General features: G+C 67.8%; 24 protein-coding genes and 1 tRNA gene. 13 read left to right on the top strand and 12 right to left on the bottom strand.

Going from position 1 to position 23468, the window contains the following annotated elements:
• Positions 1–55: 55 nt before the first annotated feature.
• Complete coding sequence (locus BM198_RS27145) at positions 56–517, top strand: tRNA (cytidine(34)-2'-O)-methyltransferase (protein WP_044405415.1); 462 nt, start codon at positions 56–58, stop codon at positions 515–517.
• A 65-nt stretch (positions 518–582) separates the two neighbouring features.
• Here BM198_RS27145 and secB read toward each other — a convergent pair whose 3' ends face one another.
• The 3 genes from secB to BM198_RS27160 are packed head-to-tail and all read right to left on the bottom strand — an operon-like array spanning position 583 to position 1759.
• Positions 583–1053, bottom strand: coding sequence for a protein-export chaperone SecB (gene secB / locus BM198_RS27150; RefSeq protein ID WP_044405414.1), 471 nt, complete (start codon positions 1051–1053; stop codon positions 583–585).
• A gap of 36 nt (positions 1054–1089) precedes the next feature.
• A complete protein-coding gene (gene grxC / locus BM198_RS27155; protein ID WP_044405413.1) occupies positions 1090–1344 on the bottom strand; it encodes a glutaredoxin 3 in 255 nt (84 codons plus the stop codon).
• 1 nt (position 1345) lies between these two features.
• Positions 1346–1759: a rhodanese-like domain-containing protein gene (locus BM198_RS27160; protein WP_044405412.1), complete on the bottom strand. Its 414-nt coding sequence runs from the start codon at positions 1757–1759 to the stop codon at positions 1346–1348.
• Positions 1760–1902: 143 nt separating this feature from the next.
• Between BM198_RS27160 and gpmI the strand changes: the two genes are divergently transcribed.
• From gpmI to BM198_RS27185, 5 genes are all read left to right on the top strand, one after another.
• Positions 1903–3438 (top strand): 2,3-bisphosphoglycerate-independent phosphoglycerate mutase, encoded by a 1536-nt coding sequence (gene gpmI / locus BM198_RS27165; RefSeq protein WP_074973838.1) that lies wholly within the window; start codon positions 1903–1905, stop codon positions 3436–3438.
• A gap of 126 nt (positions 3439–3564) precedes the next feature.
• The gene (locus BM198_RS27170; protein ID WP_074973840.1) at positions 3565–4827 is read left to right on the top strand and encodes a murein hydrolase activator EnvC family protein; all 1263 of its coding nucleotides are present in this window, start codon (positions 3565–3567) and stop codon (positions 4825–4827) included.
• 31 nt (positions 4828–4858) lie between these two features.
• Complete coding sequence (locus BM198_RS27175) at positions 4859–6193, top strand: S41 family peptidase (RefSeq protein ID WP_074973843.1); 1335 nt, start codon at positions 4859–4861, stop codon at positions 6191–6193.
• Position 6194: 1 nt separating this feature from the next.
• Positions 6195–7178 (top strand): divergent polysaccharide deacetylase family protein, encoded by a 984-nt coding sequence (locus BM198_RS27180; RefSeq protein ID WP_244165745.1) that lies wholly within the window; start codon positions 6195–6197, stop codon positions 7176–7178.
• Between the two features lie 71 nt (positions 7179–7249).
• The gene (locus BM198_RS27185; protein ID WP_074973845.1) at positions 7250–8749 is read left to right on the top strand and encodes a hypothetical protein; all 1500 of its coding nucleotides are present in this window, start codon (positions 7250–7252) and stop codon (positions 8747–8749) included.
• Between the two features lie 46 nt (positions 8750–8795).
• On the opposite strand, the gene BM198_RS27190 is transcribed toward BM198_RS27185, so the two are convergent.
• From BM198_RS27190 to BM198_RS27225, 8 genes are all read right to left on the bottom strand, one after another.
• On the bottom strand, positions 8796–9551 hold the full coding sequence (locus BM198_RS27190) for a substrate-binding periplasmic protein (protein WP_074973848.1): 756 nt from the start codon (positions 9549–9551) through the stop codon (positions 8796–8798).
• A gap of 134 nt (positions 9552–9685) precedes the next feature.
• A complete protein-coding gene (locus BM198_RS27195) occupies positions 9686–10441 on the bottom strand; it encodes a substrate-binding periplasmic protein (RefSeq protein ID WP_074973850.1) in 756 nt (251 codons plus the stop codon).
• Positions 10442–10575: 134 nt separating this feature from the next.
• A complete protein-coding gene (gene hisF / locus BM198_RS27200; RefSeq protein WP_044405405.1) occupies positions 10576–11346 on the bottom strand; it encodes an imidazole glycerol phosphate synthase subunit HisF in 771 nt (256 codons plus the stop codon).
• Between the two features lie 48 nt (positions 11347–11394).
• Entirely contained in the window at positions 11395–12132 is a 738-nt protein-coding gene (hisA, locus tag BM198_RS27205; protein ID WP_044405404.1) for a 1-(5-phosphoribosyl)-5-[(5-phosphoribosylamino)methylideneamino]imidazole-4-carboxamide isomerase, read from the bottom strand.
• 40 nt (positions 12133–12172) lie between these two features.
• The gene (locus tag BM198_RS27210; protein WP_044405403.1) at positions 12173–12430 is read right to left on the bottom strand and encodes a DUF2164 domain-containing protein; all 258 of its coding nucleotides are present in this window, start codon (positions 12428–12430) and stop codon (positions 12173–12175) included.
• 4 nt (positions 12431–12434) lie between these two features.
• Positions 12435–13073, bottom strand: coding sequence for an imidazole glycerol phosphate synthase subunit HisH (gene hisH, locus BM198_RS27215; RefSeq protein WP_074973853.1), 639 nt, complete (start codon positions 13071–13073; stop codon positions 12435–12437).
• Positions 13073–13666, bottom strand: coding sequence for an imidazoleglycerol-phosphate dehydratase HisB (gene hisB, locus BM198_RS27220; protein ID WP_069559962.1), 594 nt, complete (start codon positions 13664–13666; stop codon positions 13073–13075). Before hisB ends, hisH begins: the two co-directional genes overlap by 1 nt.
• 131 nt (positions 13667–13797) lie before the next feature.
• Positions 13798–15456, bottom strand: a complete 1659-nt coding sequence (locus BM198_RS27225) for an OFA family MFS transporter (RefSeq protein ID WP_074973854.1) — start codon at positions 15454–15456, stop codon at positions 13798–13800.
• Between the two features lie 170 nt (positions 15457–15626).
• Here BM198_RS27225 and BM198_RS27230 point away from each other — a divergent pair, with 170 nt between their 5' ends.
• Positions 15627–16028 carry an acetyl-CoA sensor PanZ family protein gene (locus tag BM198_RS27230; RefSeq protein ID WP_074973856.1) on the top strand — a complete coding sequence of 134 codons (402 nt, stop codon included), beginning with the start codon at positions 15627–15629 and terminating at the stop codon, positions 16026–16028.
• Here the strand turns inward: BM198_RS27230 and BM198_RS27235 are convergent.
• Positions 16025–17239, bottom strand: coding sequence for a sterol desaturase family protein (locus BM198_RS27235; RefSeq protein WP_074973858.1), 1215 nt, complete (start codon positions 17237–17239; stop codon positions 16025–16027). The two genes, BM198_RS27230 and BM198_RS27235, sit on opposite strands and share 4 nt — an antisense overlap.
• Before the next feature lie 195 nt (positions 17240–17434).
• Here BM198_RS27235 and BM198_RS27240 point away from each other — a divergent pair, with 195 nt between their 5' ends.
• The 6 genes from BM198_RS27240 (at position 17435) to BM198_RS27265 (ending at position 23466) form a co-directional block, all read left to right on the top strand.
• Complete coding sequence (locus BM198_RS27240; RefSeq protein ID WP_074973861.1) at positions 17435–19645, top strand: AsmA family protein; 2211 nt, start codon at positions 17435–17437, stop codon at positions 19643–19645.
• The gene (gene mutY / locus BM198_RS27245; protein ID WP_074973863.1) at positions 19642–20709 is read left to right on the top strand and encodes an A/G-specific adenine glycosylase; all 1068 of its coding nucleotides are present in this window, start codon (positions 19642–19644) and stop codon (positions 20707–20709) included. Before BM198_RS27240 ends, mutY begins: the two co-directional genes overlap by 4 nt.
• A complete protein-coding gene (locus BM198_RS27250) occupies positions 20706–20978 on the top strand; it encodes an oxidative damage protection protein (protein ID WP_044405395.1) in 273 nt (90 codons plus the stop codon). The genes mutY and BM198_RS27250 overlap by 4 nt, the downstream gene beginning before the upstream one ends.
• 77 nt (positions 20979–21055) lie before the next feature.
• Positions 21056–21131 (top strand) — tRNA-Phe (locus BM198_RS27255).
• A gap of 204 nt (positions 21132–21335) precedes the next feature.
• Entirely contained in the window at positions 21336–22010 is a 675-nt protein-coding gene (locus tag BM198_RS27260; protein ID WP_074973865.1) for a thermostable hemolysin, read from the top strand.
• Positions 22000–23466 (top strand): AMP-binding protein, encoded by a 1467-nt coding sequence (locus BM198_RS27265; RefSeq protein WP_074973867.1) that lies wholly within the window; start codon positions 22000–22002, stop codon positions 23464–23466. Before BM198_RS27260 ends, BM198_RS27265 begins: the two co-directional genes overlap by 11 nt.
• Positions 23467–23468 lie beyond the last annotated feature (2 nt).

The raw sequence follows: 23468 nt of genomic DNA on the forward strand, positions 1-23468 counted from the left end.
ACGCTCGTCCTTTTCGGCGCTAGAATGCCGCCCTGTTTCGGGCTCGGGGCCACGCATGTTCCACGTCATCCTCTTTCAACCGGAAATCCCGCCAAACACGGGCAACATTATCAGGCTGTGTGCCAACTCGGGCTGCGACCTGCACCTGATCGAGCCCCTGGGCTTCGAGCTGGACGACAAGCGCCTACGCCGTGCCGGGCTGGACTACCACGAGTACGCCACCCTGCGGCGTCATCCCGACCTGGACAGCTGCCTGGCCAGCCTCGGCCACCCCCGGGTGTTCGCCTTCACCACCAAGGGCAGCCGGCTGTTCCACGATGTCGCCTTCGAGAAGGGCGACGCGTTTCTCTTCGGCCCGGAGAGCCGCGGCCTGCCGGACGACGTGCGCAACGCACTGCCCGAATCCCAGCGCCTGCGCCTGCCGATGCGCCCGGGCTGCCGCAGCCTGAACCTCTCCAACAGCGTCGCCGTGGCGGTCTACGAGGCCTGGCGCCAGCACGGCTTCTGCCTGGACTGACCCCGGCCGGTCGCCGCCAACAAAAAAGCGCCCCGAAGGGCGCTTTTTCATGGAGCCGGAACGGCTCAGGCCTGGGCTTCGCCTCCCTGGATACGCGCCATTTCCTGGGCGTACAGGGCATCGAAGTTGACCGGGGAGAGCATCAGCGCCGGGAAGGAGCCGCGCACCACCAGGCTGTCCAGGGTTTCGCGAGCATAGGGGAACAGGATGTTCGGGCAGAAGGCGCCCAGGGTGTGGCTCATGGAGGCCGCATCCAGGCCCTTGATCAGGAAGATGCCGGCCTGCTGCACTTCAGCGATGAAGGCGGTTTCCTCGCCGTTCTTCACGGTCACGGACAGGGTCAGCACGACTTCGTAGAAGTCGCCGTCCAGGTTCTTCTGGCGGGTGTTCAGGTCCAGCGCGACGCTGGGGGACCACTCCTGGCGGAAGATCTCGGGGCTCTTGGGGGCCTCGAAGGACAGGTCACGCACGTAGATGCGCTGCAGGGAGAATTGCGGTGCGGCTTCCTGGGAAGCGCCGTTTGCTTGTTCAGTCATTTGGCAGAACCTTCTTGTTCGTCCGTTACCGGAGGGTCAAGCCTCGAGCAGGGCATCCAGCTTCCCGGCCCGCTCCAGGGCATAGAGGTCGTCACAGCCGCCCACATGGGTCGGGCCGATCCAGATCTGGGGCACCGAGGTGCGGCCCGCCTTGCGGGTCATCTCGGCGCGTACATCGGGCTTCCCGTCCACCTTGATCTCTTCGTACTGGACGCCCTTGCTCTGCAGCAGCTGCTTGGCTCGCATGCAGTAGGGGCACCAGTCGCTGGAATAGATGACGACGTTCGGCATTTCACTTCACCAGGGGCAGGTTTTCGCCGCGCCAGCTGCCGATACCGCCGGACAGCTTGAGCGCATTGAAACCGGCCTTCTTCAGGTCACGGCAAACGGTGCCAGCGTGCTGGCCCATGGCATCGACCACGATGATGGCCTTGTCCTTGTGCTTTTCCAGCTCGGCCATGCGGGCGGCGAGCTTCTCGAAGGGGATGTTCAGGGAGTCGACGATGTGGCCGGTGCCGAAGTCCTTCACCGAGCGCACGTCCAGCACCAGGCCCTGGCCGGCGTTGACCAGCGCGGTCAGCTCGCGGGTGCTCACCGCACGACCGCTGCGGCGCAGTTCATGGGCGATCAGCAACACCAGCAGGACGACGAAGATAGCGCTCAGCACATAGTGGTTAGTGGCAAATTCAATCAGGTGGGCAAGCATCGACGGGTCCCGGGGCGGTAAAATGCCGGCCAGTATACACAGCGCCACAGGTCCACCAAACCCCGGCCAGCGGTGACGTACAAGGAACTTGTACGTAAAATGCCGCTCCCTTTTTGCTCACGCCCCCTTGCGAGTCGGACGCCATGACAGCCACGCCCAAACCCCTGGTCCTGATCATCCTGGACGGCTTCGGTCACAGTGACAGCCCGGACTACAACGCCATCCACGCCGCCCGCACCCCGGTCTACGACCACCTGCGCGCGACCCAGCCCAACGGGCTGATCTCCGGCTCCGGCATGGACGTGGGCCTGCCCGACGGGCAGATGGGCAACTCCGAGGTGGGCCACATGAACTTGGGTGCCGGCCGCGTCGTGTACCAGGACTTCACCCGCGTCACCAAGGCCATCCGCGACGGCGAGTTCTTCGCCAACCCGGTGATCGTCGACGCCGTGGACAAGGCCGTCGCCGCCGGCAAGGCCGTGCACTTCATGGGCCTGCTCTCCGATGGCGGCGTGCACAGCCACCAGGACCACCTGGTCGCCATGGCCGAACTGGCCGCCCAGCGCGGCGCCGAGAAGATCTACCTGCACGCCTTCCTCGACGGCCGCGACACCCCGCCTAGGAGCGCCCAGCCCTCCATCGAACTGCTCGACGCCGCCTTCGCCCGCCTCGGCAAGGGCCGCATCGCCAGCCTGATCGGCCGCTACTACGCCATGGACCGCGACAACCGCTGGGACCGCGTCGAAGCCGCCTACAACCTGATCACCGAAGGCCGTGGCGAGTTCACCGCCGCCACCGCCGCCGAAGGCCTGGCCGCCGCCTATGAGCGCGGCGAGAGCGACGAGTTCGTCAAGGCCACCACCATCGGCGCGCCGGTGCGGGTGGAAGACGGCGATGCCGTGGTGTTCATGAACTTCCGCGCCGACCGCGCCCGCGAACTGTCCCGCGCTTTCGTCGAGCCGGGCTTCAAGGAATTCGCCCGTGCCCGCGAAATCGCCCTGGCCGGCTACGTGATGCTGACCCAGTACGCCGCCAGCATCCCCGCCCCCAGCGCGTTCAAGCCCGAATCCCTGAACAACGTGCTCGGCGAATACCTGGCCAACAACGGCAAGACCCAGCTGCGCATCGCCGAGACCGAGAAGTACGCCCACGTCACCTTCTTCTTCTCCGGCGGCCGCGAAGAGCCCTTCGCCGGCGAAGAGCGCATCCTCATCCCCTCGCCGAAGGTCGCCACCTATGACCTGCAGCCGGAGATGAGCGCCCCCGAGGTCACCGACCGCATCGTCGACGCCATCGAGCACCAGCGCTACGACGTGATCATCGTCAACTACGCCAACGGCGACATGGTCGGCCACACCGGCGTGTTCGAGGCTGCGGTCAAGGCCGTCGAGTGCCTGGACACGTGCCTGGGCCGCATCACCGCCGCCCTCGACAAGGTCGGCGGCGAAGCGCTGATCACTGCCGACCACGGCAACGTCGAGCAGATGGAAGACGAAGCCACCGGCCAGGCCCACACCGCACACACCTGCGAGCCCGTGCCCTTCATCTATTACGGCAAGCGCCCCGCCCGCATCCGCGAAGGCGGCGTCCTCGCCGATGTGGCCCCCACCGTGCTGACCCTGATGGGCCTGCCGGTGCCACCCGAGATGACCGGCACCCCGATCGTCGAGCTGAAATGACCCCGGGGCCGACCGCCGGCCCCTCGGATTGGTCCGAATGCCCCGGTGCGCAGGCCCCGGGGCGTTTTTTTTACAGAGCGTGACGGGCATACTAGGCCGGTCCTCCCGCCTGGTGACGCACCCCTCATGTTCCGCGCCTTCACGTTCCTCCTCTGCGCCTGCCTCCTGGCACCGGCCTTCGCCGACGAACGCGCCCAGACCCAGCAGCAGCTGGACCAGGCCGCCAAGGACGTCGCCGAGCTGAAGAAGCTGCTCAAGCAGCTGCAGGAGGAGAAATCCGGCGTCCAGGCCGACCTGAAGAAGACCGAGTCCGACATGGGCCAGCTGGAGAAGCAGGTCAAGGACCTCCAGCAGGAGCTGGACAAGGGCGAAGGCGAGGTGAAGCGCCTGGATCAGGAGAAAAAAAAACTCCAGGGCGCGCGCGCTGAACAGCAGCGGCTGATCGGCATCCAGGCACGCGCCGCCTACCAGAGCGGCCAGCAGGAATACCTCAAGCTGCTGCTCAACCAGCAGAACCCCGAGAAGTTCGCCCGCACCCTCACCTACTACGACTACCTCAGCCAGGCGCGCATGGAGCAGCTGGCCACCTTCAACGAGACCCTGCGCCAGCTGGCCAACGTCGAGCGCGACATCGCCACCCAGCAGGCCGCCCTCGTCGAGCAGAAAAGCGCCCTGGACGGCCGCCGCGAGCAGCTCGCTGCCCTGCGCAAGGAGCGCCAGCTGGCCCTGGCCAAGCTCAACCGCGACGTCAGCGACCGCGACCGCAAGCTCAAGGCCCGCGAGCAGGAACAGGCCGAGCTCGGCCGCGTGCTCAAGACCATCGAGGAAACCCTGGCCCGCCAGGCCCGTGAAGCCGAGGAAGCGCGCAAGCGCGAACTGGCCGAGCGCCAGCGCCAGGAAGAAGCCCTCAAGCGCACCCCCGGCACCCCGCCGCGCACCGTCGAAGGCCCGCTGGTCTCCAGCGCCGGCACCTCCTACGGCGGCCCGTTCTCCAGCGCCCGGGGCAAGCTGCCCTGGCCGGTGAATGGTCGCCTGGTGGCGAGATTTGGAACTCCGCGCGGCGAAGACGAACGAACCAAGTGGGACGGTGTGCTCATCGGAGCCTCCGCCGGCAGTCAGGTGCGCGCCATCCATGGCGGGCGCGTGGTGTTCGCCGACTGGTTGCGCGGCGCCGGGCTGCTGGTCATCCTCGACCACGGCAACGGCTACCTGAGCCTGTATGGCCACAACCAGAGCCTGTTGAAGAACGCCGGCGACGTCGTCAAAGCCGGTGAGTCCATCGCCACCGTCGGCACCACCGGCGGCCAGGACACACCCGCGCTGTATTTCGCCATCCGCCAGCAGGGGCGCCCCAGCGACCCCGCGCAGTGGTGCCGAGCGCAAGGATAAGCGCCACCCAATCCCGTAGGAGTTGATACGCATGCCGCATCTGTCCCGCCTTACCCCCCTGGCCATGGCCCTGGCGCTGCTCGTGGGCTCGCCGCTCATCCACGCCGCCCAGGAGTCCAAAGCCGCCGCGCCCGCTGCAGCCGCACCGGCCCCGGCCCCCGGCAAGGCGCCCCTGCCCCTCGACGAGCTGCGCACCTTCGCCGAGGTGCTCGACCGCATCAAATCGGCCTACGTCGAGCCGGTGGACGACAAGACCCTGCTGGAGAACGCCATCAAGGGCATGCTCAGCAACCTCGACCCGCACTCCGCCTACCTCGAGCCCGAGGCGTTCCAGGAGCTGCAGGAGAGCACCAGCGGTGAATTCGGCGGCCTGGGCATCGAAGTGGGCACCGAGGACGGCTTCATCAAGGTCGTCTCGCCCATCGACGACACCCCCGCCTCCAAGGCCGGCATCCAGCCGGGCGACCTGATCGTCAAGATCGACGGCCAGCCCACCAAGGGCCTGTCGATGATGGAAGCGGTCGACAAGATGCGCGGCAAGGCCGGCAGCCCCATCGTCCTGACCCTCGTGCGCGAGGGCGGCCAGCCCTTCGACGTCGAGCTCAAGCGCGCGGTGATCAAGGTCAAGAGCGTCAAGAGCCAGCTGCTGGACAAGAACTACGGCTACATCCGCATCACCCAGTTCCAGGTCAACACCGGCGAGGAAGTGGGCAAGGCCCTGGCCAAGCTGCGCAAGGACAACGGCGACAAGAAGCTCGCCGGTCTCGTGCTGGACCTGCGCAACAACCCCGGCGGCGTGCTCCAGGCCGCGGTGGAAGTGGCCGACCACTTCCTCACCAAGGGCCTGATCGTCTACACCAAGGGCCGCATCGCCAACTCCGAGCTGCGCTTCTCCGCCGACCCGGCCGATGCCAGCGAAGGCGTACCGCTGGTGGTGCTGATCAACGGCGGCAGTGCCTCGGCGGCCGAGATCGTCGCCGGCGCCCTGCAGGACCAGAAGCGGGGCGTGCTGATGGGCACCGACAGCTTCGGCAAGGGCTCGGTGCAGACCGTGCTGCCGCTGAACAACGACCGCGCCCTGAAGCTCACCACCGCGCTCTACTTCACTCCCAACGGCCGCTCCATCCAGGCCCAGGGCATCGTCCCGGACATCGAGGTCAGCCGCGCCAAGGTGACCCGCGAGCAGGACACCGAGAACTTCAAGGAAGCGGACCTGGCCGGCCACCTCGGCAACGGCAACGGCGGCGCCGACCGTCCCAGCTCCAGCAAGGGCAAGGCTGCCGCCGCGCGCCCGCAGGACGACGACTTCCAGCTGAACCAGGCCCTCAACCTGCTCAAAGGGCTCAACGTCACCCGCGGAGAGTAGGGTGCGTCGCCGTGCCTGGCTGCTCGCGCTGCTGTTCGGCGCGCTGGTGGCCGAGGCCCGCGAGCCGTTGCCACCCCTGCCCCGGCTGCCCCTGGCGGCGCCGGAGCAGGCGCCGATGGCCCAGCCGGAGCCGATCCGGCCGGGCCCGCTGGTCCTCAATCCGCGGGCTCCCGCTGTCGGTGCCTCACCGGCACCCGCCCACGCACCTGTTCCTGTTCCCGCTCCCGCAAACCCCACGCCACCTCCGGCCAAACCCTCGGCCAAGCCCGCTGCACCGGCCAGTCACGCACGCCCCCGCCTGGCGCTGATCATCGACGACCTGGGGCAGACCCCTGAGCGCGACCGCCGCGTCCTCGCCCTGCCGGCCACCGTCGCCCTGGCGATCATCCCCGATACCCCTCACGCCACCGACCTGGCCCGGCGCGCCCACGACGCCCGCCGCACGGTGATGCTGCACCTGCCGATGGACCCCGCCGGCGGTCCCTTCGCCTGGCACCCCGGCCTGCCCGAGGCCGAGCTGGCCCGGCGGCTGGACGCAGCCTTCGCCGCCGTGCCCTACAGCCAGGGCGTGAACAACCACATGGGCAGCCGCATGACCGCCCAGCCCGGGGCCATGGCCTGGCTGATGAAGCGCCTGCAGGCCGACCACCGCTTCTTCGTCGACAGCCGCACCAGCGCCACCACCGTCGCCGCCGCCGAAGCGCAGAAGGTCGGGCTGGCCAGCCTCTCCCGGGATGTGTTCCTCGATGACGACCAGCACCCCGAGGCCATCGCCCGGCAGTTCGAGGCCGCCCTCAGCCTGGCGCGCAAGCAGGGCACTGCCGTGATGATCGGTCACCCTCACCCGGCCACCCTCGCCCTGCTCGAACGCGAGCTGCCGCGCCTGGCCGCCCGCGGCTTCGAGCTGGTGAGCGTGCCGCAGATGATCGCCCTGCGCAGCAACCGCGCCATGGCCGCCCACGGCAAGGGCGGCCAGTACCGCTAGCACCGCGCCAGCCTGGGCAAGCGCGCGCCAGGGCTATAGGCTGGCCGCCCGCCCTGAATGGAAGCCCACCAATGCCCCTCCGCCGTGACCACTTCGTACCGCTCGCCGCCGTGGCCCTTGCCGCCGTGGTGCCCCTCGGTTTCATCTGGATCATCACCAGCGCCAAGCTGGAACTGGGCGGCGCCAGCCCCGACGAGGCCGTGGTCGGCAGCGTCGAACGCATCGAGCAGCGCGCCATGGAGCAGTACTGCACCGGCGTCGTGGCCACGCCGCGCAACACCTGGCTGGTGGGGCGCATGGAAGGCGACCGCTCCGAGGACGAAGCAGTAGGCCAGGACCTCGGCCAGTTGATCCGTGGCGAGAAGAAGCCCGACGACGGCGACGAACCGAGCACCTTCACCCCGTTCTTCGGCGGCCTTTCCCGTGAAGCACAGACCACCTACCTGTCGCGGCTGGATGAGCAGGGCCGCTTCGTCCAGGTCGCCCGCCTGGACGAGACCGCCTGCCTGGTGGCCAATGCCGACGGCAGCAGCCTGTTCCTGCTGACCGGCGTGGATCGCCCCGGCAAGGACCCGCTGGAAGGCCTGCAGCAGACCGTGGTGCTGCGCAGCGATGACCAGGGCGCCAGTTGGCAGGTGCTGCCGGACGGCTTCTTCCCCGAGGCCGACAACCTGGCCTGGTCCCTCAAGCCCTACTTCCACGATGCCGACCAGGTCTGGACCTGGGCCACCCTGCCGCAGAGCGCCACCCCCAGCGCGGCGTACGACTACGAGCCCGACACCGTCGCCGACAACCGTGCCGGCCTCTACTACTCCCCCGATCGCGGGCACACCCGCCAGGCCCTGGCCGCTTCGGAGAACCTGCTGGTAGGCCTGGACGAGATCCGCAAACGCGCGCCCGCCGACGCCGAGTGGGGCGACAGCGCCGGGACCTTCGGCACCATCACCCCGCACGTCTGGCAGTACGACGACGACCACGCGGCGCTGTGGATCGGGCAGTCCTTCCTCTATGGCAAGCCCGGCGGGCGCTACCTCGACACCCCGCTGTTCGTCACCACCCGCGCGGAGCTGGTCCGCGAAGGCGGGCAATGGCGCATCGGCCCGCTGCGGCGGGACACCGGCGTGCTGGTGGAAGAGCTGGTGGGCACCGGCCAGGGCCAGGTGTACGGCGTGATCAGCCGGGAGGGCGAACGGGCCACGGAGGTGGCCGAGTGGCAGCGGGACAGCGGCACCTGGCAGGTCAACGGCACGTTGCCCACACCCTTCTGGCCGCTCCCGGCGTCCAGCGGGCTGCGGGGGTTCCTGGCGGGTAACGGCGTGCTGCTGGCCAACACCGACAGCCGCTACGAAGTGCCCCAGTGGCTGTACCCCACGGAGGATGGCGAGTCGGCGCGTATTTCAGCGGATGCGGTGTTCTATTCCCGCGACGGCGGCCGCTCCTGGTCGCGCCTGGCCATCGCCGGCTACCTGGGCGTGCTCGGGCTGGACCGCAATCAGGACCAGGTGTTCTGGGCCAAGGGCAACTGGTACGACAGCAACGACCGGCGCATCTATCGCTACGGACTGAAGTAAGGCGAAGCCGGCGCACCATTACGGCGCGCCGGCTGGGAGGTGCTACTCAGAGGTAGTTCTTGGTCGCTTCCTCGACGAAGCCTTCGGCGCGCATCTGGTCCAGGGCCTTCTGCAGTCGCTCGATCACCTCGTCGGGGGTGTCCTTGTTGAAGGCCAGGTACAGCTCGACCTCGTTGAAGCGCAGCACGGTCTGCAGCCCGGTCACGCCTTCCTGCTTGGCCAGGTAGCGTCCCACCGGGTCGGTGGTCGCCCACAGGTCGATCTGCCCCTTCTCCAGCTTCTTCACGTTCTCCTGGTCACGCAGGGCGTTCTGCGGGCTCAGGCCCTGGGTCTCCAGGTACTGGCTGACGGCGTCGTTCTTGTAGGCACCGATGCGGTACTGCCCGGCGCTCTTGAGGTCCTTCACGCTCAGCGTGCTGCCCGGCGCGGCCAGCAGCACCCAGCCACTCTTGGCCAGCGGGCCGACCCACTTGAACTGCGGCTTGCGCTCTTCGGTGTAGGTGGTGGAGAACAGGCCGTAGTTGGGCTTCTCCTGGGTCAGGCGATAGAGGCGGTCCCAGGGGAAGCGCAGGGTCAGGCTGTAGGAGATGCCGGCGCGCTTGAACATCTCGCGGACGATATCGGTGCTGATGCCATCGATGCCGTCGTCACGGGCGAAGTTCTTGTCATCGACCGCCATGTTGAAGGGCGGGAAGTTCTCGGTGAGCAGGACCACCTTGTAGTCGGCCGGAAGCTCGGCGCGAGCCGCCAGGGAGAGGGTGATCAGGCCCAGGGCCAGAAGAGGTCTGAATAGCTTGTGCATCGTTCTACCGCTCGCGTTGGTGTTGTGATTATGGCCAGCGGCATCCCTGCGTGGGCACGGTCCCACAGACGTTCACTCAGCCCGTCCCGCCATCCAATGGCAAGCGACCGGCTGTTGGGCCGGTCGCGAGGTTCTTACAGGTAGCTGTTGATGGTCTTGTCCACGAAGCCTTCGCTGCGCAACTGCTCCAGGGCGTCCTGAAGCTTCTTGACCACCTCGTCCGGCACGTTCTTGTTCAGCGCCAGGTACAGCGGGGTCTGGTTGAAGCGCAGCACGGTCTTCAGACCGGTGATGCCTTCCTGCTTGGCCAGGTAGCGGCCAGCGGGATCGCCGGTGGCCCAGAGGTCGATCTGGCCCTTCTCCAGCTTCTTGGCGTTTTCCTGGTCACGCAGGGAGGCCTGCGCCTCGATGCCCTTCTCGGTCAGGGCCTGGTGGATGGCATCGCCCTTGTAGGCGCCCACCTTGTACTGCTTGGCCTGGTCCAGGCTGCTGACGCTGATGGTGCTGTCACCACGGGCCAGCAGGACCCAGTCGTCCGGGCCGATGGGGCCGACCCACTTGAAGGAGGCCTCGCGCTCCGGCAGGCGGGCGGTGACGAAGATGCCGTAGTCGGGCTTCTCCTGCGCCAGCTTGTAGATGCGGTCCCAGGGGAAGCGCAGGGTCATGGTGTACTTGACCCCGGCGCGCTTGAACATTGCCTGCACGATGTCGACAGCGATCCCGTCGATGTTGTCTTCCTGGGCGAAGTTCTTCCCATTGATCGCCATGTTGTACGGCGGGAAGTTCTCCGTCAGGAGCACCACGGTGTAGTTCTCGTCCACTTCGGCGCGAACGGTCCCGGCGAGCACCAGGAGAGTGCTCGCCAGGGCGAGCAGGAGGCGTTTCGACATATGCAACTACCTTGTAAGGAGGATGGGTAAAACCAACGGGCCTGACCCCGGGTACAGGGTATCGGCCTCGGCTGCCCAGGCTGCGAACCGGATCACGGTTGCAGCCAAAGCATAAATGAAGGCAAGAATCGTGCTCAGCGCACCACGATGCCCCGGCTGGCCAAGTAGGCCTTCGCCTCCGGAACAGTGTATTCGCCGAAATGGAAAATGCTCGCGGCCAGCACTGCATCGGCCTTGCCGTCGAGGATGCCGGCGGCCAGGTGCTCGAGATTGCCGACGCCACCGGAGGCGATCACCGGGATGCGCACACGCTCGCTGATGGCGCGGGTAACGCCCAGGTCGTAACCGCTCTTCACGCCATCCTGGTCCATGCTGGTCAGGAGGATTTCCCCGGCACCCAGCTCTTCCATCTTCGCCGCCCAGGCCACTGCATCCAGCCCGGTGGGCTTGCGACCGCCGTGGGTGAAGATTTCCCAGCGCGGCGTCTCGCCCGGTGCGGAGACCCGCTTGGCGTCGATGGCGACCACGATGCACTGGGAGCCGAAACGCGAGGCCGCCTCGCCGACGAACTCGGGGTTGAACACCGCAGCGGTGTTGATGGAGACCTTGTCGGCACCGGCGTTGAGCAGGTTGCGGATGTCCTGCACGGTGCGCACGCCACCGCCCACGGTGAGCGGGATGAACACCTGGCTGGCCATGCGCTCGACGGTGTGCAGCGTGGTGTCGCGGCCGTCGACGCTGGCGGTGATGTCGAGGAAGGTGATCTCGTCAGCCCCCTGCTCGTCGTAGCGGCGGGCGATCTCCACCGGGTCGCCGGCGTCGCGGATGTTCTCGAACTTGACGCCCTTCACCACGCGGCCGTTGTCCACGTCGAGGCAGGGGATGATGCGTTTAGCCAAAGCCATACTGGAATCCTCTGGTGCCGGCTGCGCCGCGCGCACCGTTGCGCGTGATTAACCCTTGTAGCTGTCGCAGAAGGCCTGGGCCTCGGCGACGTCCAGGGTGCCTTCGTAGATGGCGCGACCGGTGATGGCACCGATGATGCCGGGGGCCTTGGCGGCCAGCAGCTTCTCGATGTCGCCCAGGTTGTGGATGCCGCCGGAGGCGATCACCGGGATGCGGCTGGCAGCGGCCAGGGCCGCCGTGGCCTCGACGTTGCAGCCCTGCATCATCCCGTCCTTGGCGATGTCGGTGTAGACGATGGCGGAGACGCCATCGGCCTCGAAGCGGCGGGCCAGGTCCACGGCCTGCACGCTGCTCACCTCGGCCCAGCCGTCGGTGGCGACGAACCCGTCCTTGGCGTCCAGGCCGACGATGACCTTGCCGGGGAAGGCCTTGCAGGCCTCGGTGACGAACTCGGGCTCCTTCACCGCCTTGGTGCCGATGATCACGTAGCTGACGCCGGCCTTGACGTAGTGCTCGATGGTTTCCAGGGAGCGGATGCCGCCGCCGATCTGGATCGGCAGGTTCGGGTAGCGCTTGGCAATGGCGGTGACCACCTCGCCGTTCACCGGCTTGCCTTCGAAGGCGCCGTTGAGGTCCACCAGGTGCAGGCGGCGGCAGCCACCGTCCACCCACTTGGCGGCCATGCTCACCGGGTCGTCGGAGAACACCGTGGAGTCTTCCATGCGGCCCTGGCGCAGGCGCACGCAGGCACCGTCCTTCAGATCGATAGCGGGGATAATCAGCATCGGTTCAACCTGTTCGAAGTCAGTGGGGTCGGCGGTGCGCTCAGGCTTTCTCGAGCGCCCACAAGTCGCTCTCGATGCTGTCGAACCTGTCTTTCAGGTGCGCCTGCACGTCGGAGATCGCCTTGTTGTAGAAATGCGGAGCGAATTCGCGGGCGAAGAAGTCCAGGACTTCCTCGGCCTCGAAGGAACCCAGCTCCAGTTCGAAGCGGTCGGCCATGAAACGCTTGATGGCCAGCACGGCGTCCTGGGTCTGGGTCGCGTCGAGTTGCAGGCTGGGGGCCTTCTTCCCGCGGCTCATGGGTTTACCAGCGGCCGTCCCAGGCGGCGAAGTTCTGCAGCAACTGCAGGCCGTGGGTGTGGCTCTTCTCCGGGTGGAACTGCACGGCGAAGCGCGAGCCCTCGGCCAGCGCGGCGGCGAAGTCCTTGCCGTAGTGGCCGCGACCGACCACCTGCTTGGGGTTGCCGGCCTCGATGTAGTAGCTGTGCACGAAATAGAAGCGCGCCAGGTCCGGGATGTTGTGCCAGAGCGGGTGGGCCACGCTCTGCTGCACCTCGTTCCAGCCCATGTGCGGCACCTTCAGCGGCTCGCCGGCCTCGGCCAGGTCCTTGCCGAAGAAGCGCACCTGGCCCGGGAACAGGCCGATGCAGTCGACGCCGTCGTTCTCCTCGCTGTGCTCCAGCAGCGCCTGCATGCCGACGCAGATGCCGAGGAACGGGCGGTCCTTGCTGACCTCGGCCACCAGGTTGTCGAAGCCCAGGCGGCGGATCTCGGCCATGCAATCGCGGATCGCACCCACGCCGGGGAACACCACGCGGTCCGCCTCGCGGATCACGCTGGCGTCACTGGTGACCAGCACACGGCCGGCGCCAACGTGCTCCAGGGCCTTGGCAACCGAGTGCAGGTTGCCCATGCCGTAATCGATGACTGCGACGGTCTGCATCAGAGCACGCCCTTGGTGGACGGCATCTGGCCGGCCATGCGCGGGTCAAGCTCGATGGCCATGCGCAGGGCGCGGCCGAAGGCCTTGAAGACGGTCTCGATCTGGTGGTGGGTGTTGTGGCCACGCAGGGTGTCGATGTGCAGGGTCACCAGGGCGTGGTTGACGAAGCCCTGGAAGAACTCCTGGAACAGGTCCACGTCGAAACCGCCGACGGTGGCGCGGGTGAAGGGGACGTGCATCTGAAGGCCGGGGCGGCCGGAGAAGTCGATCACCACGCGGGACAGCGCCTCGTCCAGCGGGACATAGGCATGGCCATAGCGGACGATGCCCTTCTTGTCGCCAATGGCCTGGGCGAAGGCCTGGCCGACGGTGATGCCGACGTCTTCCACGGTGTGGTGGTCGTCGATGTGCAGATCACCCTTGCACTCGATGTCGAGGTCGATCAGGCCATGGCGGGCGATCTGGTCGAGCATGTGCTCGAGGAAGGGCACGCCGATGTCGAAGCGGGCCTTGCCAGTGCCGTCCAGGTTGATCGAGACCTTGACCTGGGTCTCCAGGGTGTTGCGCTCAACGGATGCCTTACGTTCGGCCATCACCAACTCCGCAAAATCATTGGGCGAAAGGGGCGACATTATAGGCCGAGTTTTCCACAGGCTTGAAGCCGATCGGCGGAGGAAGCCGGGCGATGCCGGCAAGACGCCGACATCGCCCGGTGCAGGGACGATCAGCCGAACAGCGCGGCGGTCTTCTGCAGGGTGATCCAAACACCCCAGGCCAGCGGCAGGCCGACGGCCAGCCAGGCGGCGATCACCAGCGGGCGGCTGGACGGGTCGGCCGACCACTCCAGCACCTGGGTGCTCTGGCTGGCGTCATGGCCGATGGCGCGCTCGGCGGCCAGCTCGGCGTCGGTCATGAAGTACTTCGGCGCAACCGGGCGTACCAGCAGGTTGCACAGGAAGCCCAGCACCAGCAGGCCGGCGAGGATGTACAGGGTGATGTCGTACGCGGCAGCGCGCTCGACACCCACGCTCAGCTGGTACTCGCGGATGTAGTTCACCAGCACCGGGCCGAGGATGCCGGCGAAGGCCCAGGCCGTCAGCAGGCGGCCGTGGATGGCACCGACCATCTGGGTGCCGAACAGGTCCGCCAGGTAGGCCGGCACGGTGGCGAAGCCGCCGCCGTACATGGACAGGATCAGGCAGAAGCAGAAGACGAAGAACGCCACGCTGCCCAGGTGACCGGTCCAGGGCACCAGCGCGTAGAGCAGGAAGCCCAGGGCGAAGAACACGAAGTAGGTCGCCTTGCGGCCGATCAGGTCGGAGAAGGACGCCCAGAAGAAGCGGCCACCGATGTTGAACAGGCTCAGCAGGCCGGTGAAGCCGGCCGCGATGGCGGCGATCTGCGCCAGCTGCGCGGCGTCCAGCTGGTTGAAGCTCAGGTGGTTGCCGATCAGCTTGCCGCCGAAAACTTCCTGCAGCAGGGGCGAGGCCATGCCGATGATGCCGATGCCGGCGGAGACGTTCAGGCACAGCACGGCCCAGACCAGCCAGAACTGCGGGGTCTTCCACGCGGTGTTCACGTGGACGTGGCCCTTGGTGATCATCGCGTTGTTGGCCTTCTTAACCGGCGCGGTCCAGCCCTCGGGCTTCCAGCCGGTCGGCGGCACGCGGTACGCCAGGGCGCCGCCCACCATGAAGATGAAATAGACCACTGCCATCACCACGAAGCTCTGCCACACACCGACGCTTTCAGCGCTGGCGAAGTGGTTCATCAGCTCGGCTGCCAGCGGCGCGCCGACCATGGCACCGCCACCGAAGCCCATGATGGCCATGCCGGTCGCCATGCCGCGCTTGTCCGGGAACCACTTGATCAGGGTCGAAACGGGCGAGATATAGCCCAGGCCCAGGCCGATGCCGCCGATCACCCCCAGGCCGACCCACATCAGCCAGATCTGGTGGATGTAGACGCCGAAGGCCGAGATCAGCAGACCACCGCACCAGCAGAAGGCCGACACCAGGCCGGCCTTGCGCGGGCCGGCGTGTTCCAGCCAGCCACCCCAGATGGCGGCCGAGCAGCCGAGGAAGATGAAGAACAGGGTGTAGATCCAGCCCAGCATGGAGATCGGCCAGTCACAGTTGCTGGAGAACACCTGGGCGATGAAGCTCATCTCCGGGGAGCAGGCCACCGGCGCAGTGATGCCGATGGCCTTGGACAGCGGCAGCCAGAACACCGAGAAGCCATAGGCCATGCCGATGCAGAGGTGGATGGCCAGGGCCGCCGGCGGCACCAGCCAGCGGTTGAAGCCCGGTCGGGCGATGGTGCGTTCCTTGGAAAGGAACGCGGGCCGGACGGCATCGCCGCCCAAGCTCAGGGTACTGCTCATTGTGTCGTTATCCTGTTTTTTTGATATGCACGCAGGTGGGTCGGGCAGTGCGCACAGTCTCCCCACGCACCGCCCACAAACTCACACTAGCAGGCGAAACAATCCCACGATGATTCGGCCTGCGGCGCGTATTATCCGGACCCCACCCCCTGGCCTCAACAAGGACACCCATGCCTGTCATCGTCGAACGCCCCACCCAGCTCAGCGAGCAGGACCGCACCGACCTGGGCCGCATCTATGCCGACGCCCCGGCCTGGCTGCTGCCGCCCTATGCCGACGCCGGGGACCTGGTGGCGCAAGGCCTGGCGGAGGGCCGGCTGCTGACCGGCCGCTTCAACGACCGCCTGCTGGGCGCCGCCCTGCTGCGCTGCGAACGTGACGCCTGGCGGCTCTCCCACCTGTGCGTGCGCAGCGTCACCCGTCGCCGGGGCGTAGCCCGCCGCCTGCTGGACGAGGCCACCCGCCTGGCCCGCGAGGCCGGCTGCGAACTGCGCCTACAGGGCCCCCAGGACCATCTGGAAGCCCAGGCCCTGGCCGCCCGGCTGCACCTGCCCCTCGACCCGGCCTGCTAGGCCGGCACCCCCGACGGGCGCTCCCGCAGCAGCCAGCCGAGCCAGAGCAGGCTGGCCAGGTGGAACCCCGCCAGCGCCCAGCCGACCCAGGCCGGGCCGCCCGCCCACAGCGCCCAGCCCATCGCCAGCACGGCCAGCCCCAGCTGCCGCGCGCCCTCCAGCCGGGGGGCCAGGCGTTGCCCGTCGAACAGCAGCCCCAAGCTCACGCAGCCCCAGAGGATCGCCAGCACCAGCAGCCAGGGTTCCCAGGCCAGGGCCTGGCGCACACTGAGCAGAAACGCCAGCGCCAGCAGGTTGATCACCAGGAACTGCGCCAGCGCATAACCCGTCAGGCTCGCCCCGTGGCGCGGCTCATGACGGGGCCCGTCCATCGACGGCCAGGGATGCTGGCGCACGTCCGCCGGGCGCCAGCCGGTGGGCATCCACCACAGCCGCAGCTTGTCCCACCAGGAGCGGGTCGCCCGCGCATCGGCCCACAGCAGGCGCCACCAGCTAAACTGCAGGCGCAGCGGGTCGAAGGTGCGCACCGGCGTGGTCACCCCGTACACCACCGGCTCGTCCTCCTCCTGCCAGGTGCCGAACAGGCGGTCCCAGAAGATGAACACCCCACCGTGGTTGCGATCGATGTAGCGCGGGTTCTGCCCGTGGTGCACCCGGTGCAGGGACGGCGTCACCAGCACCTTCTCCAGCCAGCCGAGGCGACCGATGTGCTGGCTGTGGATCCAGAACTGGTAGGCCAGCTGCACCCCGAGCAGCACCAGGAACAGCGGCAACGGCAGCCCCAGCAGTGCCAGGGGCAGGTAGAAGGGCCAGTCGAAGGCGGTCTGGAACGCGCCCTTGCGCAGCGCCGTCGACAGGTTGAAGTCCTCGCTGGAATGGTGCGGCTGGTGCGCGCCCCACAGCAGGTTGTAGCGGTGCAGGGTGCGATGCGCCCAGTAGAAGCAGAAGTCCACCGCCACGAAGCCCCCCAGCCACACCCAGGGCGAAGTCGGGTCCAGCTCCAGCAGGCGCGCGTGCTCGTAGAGCCAGGCGTAGGGCAGCACCAGCAACAGGCGCAGCGGCCCCTCCAGCACCACCCGCAGCACGGCGGTGTTGACGCTGGTGGCCGCGTCGGCCAGGCGGTAGGTGGAGCGCCCGCTGTGCCGCTCGTAGGCCAGCTCCAGCAGGATCAGCAGGATGTACAGCGGAAAGGCCAGCACCGCCACGTTCATGGCGCATCTCCCGTTCTTGTCGTTGTGCAGCGCAGCCTAGACCAGCCGCCGCCCCCGTCACGCGACGGCACGCGCCAGTCAGACGGGCCGCAGGCGCCAGCCCGGTGAACCGCCGCCGCGTTTGGCCATCAAACAGCACAACCGCTGGCGCTATACTCGCGCCCTTCCTCCGGCACTCATCACAAGGACTCGTCCATGAAATCCATCGGCAAACTCCTGGGCCTGCTGCTCCTCGGGCTGTTGCTGATCATCGTGGCCCTGGGCTTCGCCCTGACCCACCTGTTCGATCCCAACGACTACAAGGATGAAATCCGCCAGATCGCCCGCGACAAGGCCAACCTCGAGCTGGACCTGAAGGGCGACATCGGCTGGAGCCTGTTCCCCTGGCTCGGCCTGGAACTGCACGACACCACCCTGGCCAGCGCCGCCAGCCCCGATAAGCCCTTCGCCAACCTGGCCCTGCTCGGCCTCTCCGTGCGCGTCATGCCGTTGCTGCGCAAGGAAGTGCAGATGAGCGACATCCGCGTCGAAGGCCTCGACCTGACCCTGGCCCGTGACGAGAAGGGCCGTGGCAACTGGGAAGACATCGGCCGCCCGGCCCAGGCCGCCAGCACGCCGGCCCCCGCCGCCGAAGGCACCCCCGCACCGGCGGAACAGCCCAAGCCCGCCGGCAACGAACGGCCGCTGAAGCTGGACATCGACAGCCTCACCGTCAACAACGCCCGCGTGGACTACACCGACGCCAAGACCGGCCAGCAGTACAGCGCCGAAGGCATCGAACTGACCACCGGCGCCATCCGCGAAGGCGCCGCCATCCCCTTCAAGCTCAGCGCCTTCTTCGGCACCAACAAGCCGGTGCTGCGCGCCAAGACCGAACTCACCGCCAGCCTGCGCTTCGACCGCGCCCTCAAGCGCTACCAGCTGGAAGACGCCAAGCTCGGCGGCGAAGCCTCGGGCGAGCCGTTCAAGGGCAAGACCCTCACCTTCAGCGCCCAGGGCCAGCTGCTGGCCGACCTCGGCGCCAACATCGCCGAGTGGAACAGCCTCAAGCTCTCCGCCAACCAGCTGCGCGCACTGGGTGAACTGAAGGTCCACGACCTGGACAAGACCCCGCGCCTGGAAGGCGGCCTGTCCATCGCCCAGCTCGACCTGCGCGAATTCCTCACCGGCCTCGGCGTCGAACTGCCGGCCATGCAGGACGCCAACACCCTCAAGCGCTTCGAACTGGCCACCCAGCTCAAGGGCAGCCCCAGCGACCTCGCCCTGGAACAGCTGACCCTCAAGCTCGACGACAGCAGCTTCAACGGCCGCCTGGCCGTGGCCGACATCGAGCGCCAGGCCCTGCGCGCCCAGCTCAAGGCTGACAAGCTCGACCTCGACCGCTACCTGCCGCCGAAGAAGAAGGACGACGCCAGCGCCCGCCAGGCCGAAATCCAGGGCACCGTTGCCAGCGCCGGCCAGGGCACCACCCCGCTGCCCGAGAAGCCCACCCAGCAGGCCTGGAGCGAAGCCCCGCTGCTGCCCCTCGACAGCCTGCGCAAGCTCGACCTGGAAGCCGACCTGGCCTTCGGCCAGCTGACGCTGGACAAGCTGCCGATCACCGACGCCCGCCTCAAGGCCCGTGGCAAGGCCGGCCAGATCACCCTGGAGCAGCTGCGCGGCGGCCTCTATGGCGGTGAATTCGACGCCAGCGCCCAGCTCGACGTGCGCAGCGACGTGCCCCAGCTCAGCGCCCGCAAACGCATCAGCCACGTGCCGGTGGAGAAGATCCTCAAGGCCCTCGATCAGAAACCGCCGGTTCGCGGCGCCCTGGACCTCAACGCCGACCTGCGCACCCGTGGCAACAGCGAAAAGGCCTGGATCGACGCCCTCAACGGCACCGCCAGCTTCGTCCTCAACGACGGCGCCCTGCTCGACGCCAACCTGGAGCAACAGCTCTGCCAAGGCATCGCCCTGCTCAACCGCAAGACCCTCACCACCAGCTACGAAGGCAAGGAAACCCCCTTCCAGGAACTGCGCGGCAGCCTCACCTTCACCAATGGCGTGGCCAGCAACCCCGACCTCAAGGCGCGCATCCCCGGCCTGACCCTCAACGGCAACGGCGACGTCGACCTGCGCGTGCTGGGCATGGACTACCGCGCCGGCATCGTCATCGAAGGCGACAAGAGCGCCATGGCCGACCCGGCCTGCCAGGTCAACCAGCGCTACGTCGGACTGGAATGGCCGCTGCACTGCCGTGGCCCGCTGGAGATCGGCGCCAAGGCCTGCCGCCTGGACAAGGACGGCATGGGCAAGATCGCCGCCAAGCTGGCCGGCGACAAGCTCAGCGAGAAGCTCGAAGAAAAGCTCGGTGACAAGGTCAGCCCGGAACTCAAGGACGCACTGAAGGGGCTGTTCAAGCGATGACACCCGAGCAGTTCTCCAGCGCCGTACTCGCCTGGTACGACCTCCACGGCCGCCACGACCTGCCCTGGCAACAGGGCATCACCCCGTACCGGGTGTGGGTCTCGGAAATCATGCTGCAGCAGACCCAGGTCAGCACCGTGCTCGGCTACTTCGACCGCTTCATGGCCGCCCTGCCCACCGTGCGCGACCTGGCCGAGGCGCCCGAGGACGAAGTGCTGCACCTGTGGACCGGGCTCGGCTACTACACCCGCGCACGCAACCTGCAGAAGACCGCGAAGATCGTCATGGAGCGCCACGGCGGCGAATTCCCCCGCGACGTCGAACAGCTCGCCGAGCTGCCCGGCATCGGCCGCTCCACCGCCGGCGCCATCGCCAGCCTGTCCATGGGCCTGCGCGCCCCGATCCTCGACGGCAACGTCAAGCGCGTCCTGGCCCGCTACGTCGCCCAGGAGGGCTACCCCGGCGAACCCAAGGTGGCCAGGCAGCTGTGGGCCGTCGCCGAGCGCTTCACCCCCCACGAACGGGTCAACCACTACACCCAGGCGATGATGGACCTGGGCGCCACCCTCTGCACCCGCAGCAAGCCCAGCTGCCTGCTCTGCCCCCTGCGCGAAGGCTGCCAGGCCCACCTGCTGGGGCTGGAGATCCGCTACCCGGTGCCCAAGCCGCGCAAGGCCCTGCCGCAGAAGCGCACCCTGATGCCGATCCTGGCCAACCAGGAGGGCGCCATCCTGCTCTACCGGCGCCCCTCCAGCGGCCTCTGGGGCGGCCTGTGGAGCCTGCCCGAGCTGGACGACCTCGACGCCCTCGCCCCCCTGGCCACGCAGCACGCCCTGCAGCTCGGCCAGGCCCGCGAACTGCCCGGCCTGACCCACACCTTCAGCCACTTCCAGCTCGCCATCGAACCCTGGCTGGTGCCCGTCGAGGGCAGCCACCGCGAAATGGCCGATGCCGACTGGCTCTGGTATAACCTCGCCACCCCGCCGCGCCTGGGCCTGGCCGCTCCGGTCAAGAAGCTGCTCAAGCGCGCCGCCGACGTATTGAATGCAGGAGATTCGCCATGACCCGTACCGTCCAGTGCCGCAAGTACCACGAGGAACTGCCCGGCCTCGACAAACCGCCCTACCCCGGCGCCAAGGGCGAAGACATCTTCAACAACGTCTCGAAGAAAGCCTGGGAAGAGTGGCAGAAGCACCAGACCATGCTGATCAACGAGCGTCGCCTGAACATGATGAATGCCGAGGATCGCAAGTTCCTCCAGGCCGAAATGGACAAGTTCCTCTCCGGCGAGGAATACGCCCAGGCCGAGGGCTATGTCCCCCCGAGCGCGTAAGCGCCCGTAAAGGCTGAAAAAATTTTTCAGGACACGCTTGACTCCCCCCTTCGAAATCCGTTTAATAGCGCCCCGTTGCCCAGGTAGCTCAGTTGGTAGAGCAGGGGATTGAAAATCCCCGTGTCGGCGGTTCGATTCCGTCCCTGGGCACCACCATTCAGTTCCAGGTGGTGCCAGGCATCATCAGGAACACACGGAAAACCGGCCCTAGCGCCGGTTTTTTGTTGTCTGCGTTTTGGCCCGGCAACCCATTCCCCGCCCTCGAAAAAACCTCTTCCAGCCTTAAGCCACCTTAAGACTGCCTTCAGAATCCCTGCCGATACTGCGCACCATCCAACGAACCGATGGGTGCGCCACATGACTGAGCTGGAATGGAATGCCCTGTTCCCCCTTCACTTCGGGCTGGGCGAGCGCCGCTACAGCCTGACCCTGCACCAGGCCGGCGACCCGGCCCGTGCCGAACTGGAAGCCTTCGTCCACGACCGCTTCGAGCAGGCCCACGATGCCGACGTGCAGCACTTCCTGCCCGAGCTGCTGGCCCTGCGTGACGGCGCCGGCCAACTGACCGCCGTGGCCGGCATGCGCGTCGCCGCCAGCGGGCCGCTGTTTCTCGAGCGCTACCTGGATGCGTCCCTGGAGCAATCCGTGGCCCAGGCCGTCGGCCGCCCGATCGACCGCGTCGAACTGGTGGAGGTGGGCAACCTCAGCTCGCTCAACGCCGGTAACGCCCGCCTGATCATCATCGCCGTCACCTGGCTGCTGGCCGCACGCGACCTGCGCTGGGTCTCCTTCACCGGGGCCGCCGGGCTGATCAACAGCTTCCGCCGCCTCGGTCTGGAGCCGGTGCAACTGGCCGAAGCCGACCCCGAACGGCTGGGCGATGACGGAGCTGCCTGGGGCAGCTACTACGCCCTGCAGCCCCGCGTCTATGCCGGCGACATCCGCTACGGCCACGACGAACTGGAGCGCCAGGGGGTGTTCCAGCGCCTGGGGTTTCCCCTGCTCCTCGCGGAGGCCGGCCATGCAGCCTGAAGTCCGACAGTTCCACGACCTCCTGAGCCAGCACGCCCACGAGCGGGCGCACCAGGTGGCAGTGCGCGGCATCAAGCGCAGCTACAGCTACGCCCAGTTGCTGGACGAAGTGGACAGCCGCGTCGCACTGCTGCACGAGCAGCCCGCTGGTGTCTTCGCCTTCGCCCTGGATAACGGCCCCGAAGCGCTGTTCTGGGACCTGGCGGCGCTGTTCGCCGAGCGTCCCTGCGTGATCCTGCCGCCCTTCTTCAGCGCCACCCAGCGTGCCCACTGCCTCGCCCAGAGCCAGGCCAGCCTGGTGCTCGCCGGTGACGATCTGAGCGACGAGCTGCGCAGCGCCGGCTTCACCTGGGGCCAGCCGTTCTGGCACCGCCCGGTTGCGGGCGCCAGCCAGTTGCCGGCCGGCACCGCGAAGATCACCTACACCTCCGGCAGCACCGGCTCGCCCAAGGGCGTGTGCCTCTCGGCCGAAGCCATGCTGCGGGTGGCCCATCAGCTGGAGCAGGCCAGCCGCTCCACCGAGCCGGGCAAGTACCTGGCGGTGCTGCCCCTGGCGGTGCTGCTGGAAAACCTCGGGCTCTACGCGGCGCTGATCGCCGGGGCCAGCCTCACCGTGCTGCCGCAACCACAGATGGGCATCAACGGCGCCAGCGGCGTCGACTGGACGCGCCTGCTGGGCTGCATCGCCCTCAGCGGCGCGGAAAGCATGATCCTGGTGCCGCAACTGCTGCTGGGCCTGGTCACCGCCATCGAGCGCGGCCTGATGAAGGTCGGCCCGCTGCGCTTCGTCGCCGTCGGCGGTGCCCGGGTCGCCCCGAGCCTGCTGGAGCGTGCCGAGGCCGTGGGGCTGCCGGTGTTCGAGGGCTACGGCCTCTCCGAATGCGCCTCGGTGGTGTGCCTGAACCGCCCCGAAGCCCACCGTGCCGGCAGCGTCGGCCGCCCGCTGCCCCACGTGCAGGTGATGCTGGCCGAGGACGGCGAAGTGCTGGTCAGCGGCAGCACCCTGCTCGGCTACCTGGGCGAGCCGCCGTTCCAGGGCCAGTGGTGGCCCACCGGTGACCTCGGCCGCTTCGACGAAGACGGCTACCTGTACCTGGCCGGGCGCAAGAAGAACCAGTTCATCACCAGCTTCGGCCGCAACGTGAACCCCGAGTGGATCGAGGCCGAGCTGACCCAGGGCGGCGTGATCCTCCAGGCATTCGTCTACGGCGAAGGCCTGGACCACAACCTGGCGCTGCTCTGGCCGCTGGACCCGAAGGCCAGCGACGACACCCTGGAGCAGGCCGTGCAGCGCAGCAACGCCGCCCTCCCCGACTACGCCCGGATCCACAGCTGGCAGCGCCTGCCGGAACCCTTCAGCACCGCCAACGGGATGCTCACCGCCAACGGCCGCCCACGCCGCGCCGAGATCCTCGCCCACTACCGCGATTCCCTTTTTGAACTCGTCAACGAATGAGG

It is taken from the genome of Metapseudomonas otitidis (assembly GCF_900111835.1).
GTDB lineage: Bacteria > Pseudomonadota > Gammaproteobacteria > Pseudomonadales > Pseudomonadaceae > Metapseudomonas > Metapseudomonas otitidis.

Excerpts from the sequence above, each read along its gene's own strand:
- BM198_RS27225 (WP_074973854.1), bottom strand. The coding sequence starts at position 15,456 with ATGAGCAGTACCCTGAGCTTGGGCGGCGATGCCGTCCGGCCCGCGTTC.
- secB (WP_044405414.1), bottom strand. The coding sequence starts at position 1,053 with ATGACTGAACAAGCAAACGGCGCTTCCCAGGAAGCCGCACCGCAATTC.
- hisB (WP_069559962.1), bottom strand. The coding sequence starts at position 13,666 with ATGGCCGAACGTAAGGCATCCGTTGAGCGCAACACCCTGGAGACCCAG.
- BM198_RS27170 (WP_074973840.1), top strand. The coding sequence starts at position 3,565 with ATGTTCCGCGCCTTCACGTTCCTCCTCTGCGCCTGCCTCCTGGCACCG.
- BM198_RS27190 (WP_074973848.1), bottom strand. The coding sequence starts at position 9,551 with ATGCACAAGCTATTCAGACCTCTTCTGGCCCTGGGCCTGATCACCCTC.
- BM198_RS27160 (WP_044405412.1), bottom strand. The coding sequence starts at position 1,759 with ATGCTTGCCCACCTGATTGAATTTGCCACTAACCACTATGTGCTGAGC.
- BM198_RS27265 (WP_074973867.1), top strand. The coding sequence starts at position 22,000 with ATGCAGCCTGAAGTCCGACAGTTCCACGACCTCCTGAGCCAGCACGCC.
- BM198_RS27250 (WP_044405395.1), top strand. The coding sequence starts at position 20,706 with ATGACCCGTACCGTCCAGTGCCGCAAGTACCACGAGGAACTGCCCGGC.
- BM198_RS27260 (WP_074973865.1), top strand. The coding sequence starts at position 21,336 with ATGACTGAGCTGGAATGGAATGCCCTGTTCCCCCTTCACTTCGGGCTG.
- gpmI (WP_074973838.1), top strand. The coding sequence starts at position 1,903 with ATGACAGCCACGCCCAAACCCCTGGTCCTGATCATCCTGGACGGCTTC.
- BM198_RS27185 (WP_074973845.1), top strand. The coding sequence starts at position 7,250 with ATGCCCCTCCGCCGTGACCACTTCGTACCGCTCGCCGCCGTGGCCCTT.
- BM198_RS27235 (WP_074973858.1), bottom strand. The coding sequence starts at position 17,239 with ATGAACGTGGCGGTGCTGGCCTTTCCGCTGTACATCCTGCTGATCCTG.
- hisA (WP_044405404.1), bottom strand. The coding sequence starts at position 12,132 with ATGCTGATTATCCCCGCTATCGATCTGAAGGACGGTGCCTGCGTGCGC.
- BM198_RS27230 (WP_074973856.1), top strand. The coding sequence starts at position 15,627 with ATGCCTGTCATCGTCGAACGCCCCACCCAGCTCAGCGAGCAGGACCGC.
- hisF (WP_044405405.1), bottom strand. The coding sequence starts at position 11,346 with ATGGCTTTGGCTAAACGCATCATCCCCTGCCTCGACGTGGACAACGGC.
- BM198_RS27175 (WP_074973843.1), top strand. The coding sequence starts at position 4,859 with ATGCCGCATCTGTCCCGCCTTACCCCCCTGGCCATGGCCCTGGCGCTG.
- grxC (WP_044405413.1), bottom strand. The coding sequence starts at position 1,344 with ATGCCGAACGTCGTCATCTATTCCAGCGACTGGTGCCCCTACTGCATG.
- BM198_RS27210 (WP_044405403.1), bottom strand. The coding sequence starts at position 12,430 with ATGAGCCGCGGGAAGAAGGCCCCCAGCCTGCAACTCGACGCGACCCAG.
- hisH (WP_074973853.1), bottom strand. The coding sequence starts at position 13,073 with ATGCAGACCGTCGCAGTCATCGATTACGGCATGGGCAACCTGCACTCG.
- BM198_RS27240 (WP_074973861.1), top strand. The coding sequence starts at position 17,435 with ATGAAATCCATCGGCAAACTCCTGGGCCTGCTGCTCCTCGGGCTGTTG.
- BM198_RS27195 (WP_074973850.1), bottom strand. The coding sequence starts at position 10,441 with ATGTCGAAACGCCTCCTGCTCGCCCTGGCGAGCACTCTCCTGGTGCTC.
- BM198_RS27145 (WP_044405415.1), top strand. The coding sequence starts at position 56 with ATGTTCCACGTCATCCTCTTTCAACCGGAAATCCCGCCAAACACGGGC.
- mutY (WP_074973863.1), top strand. The coding sequence starts at position 19,642 with ATGACACCCGAGCAGTTCTCCAGCGCCGTACTCGCCTGGTACGACCTC.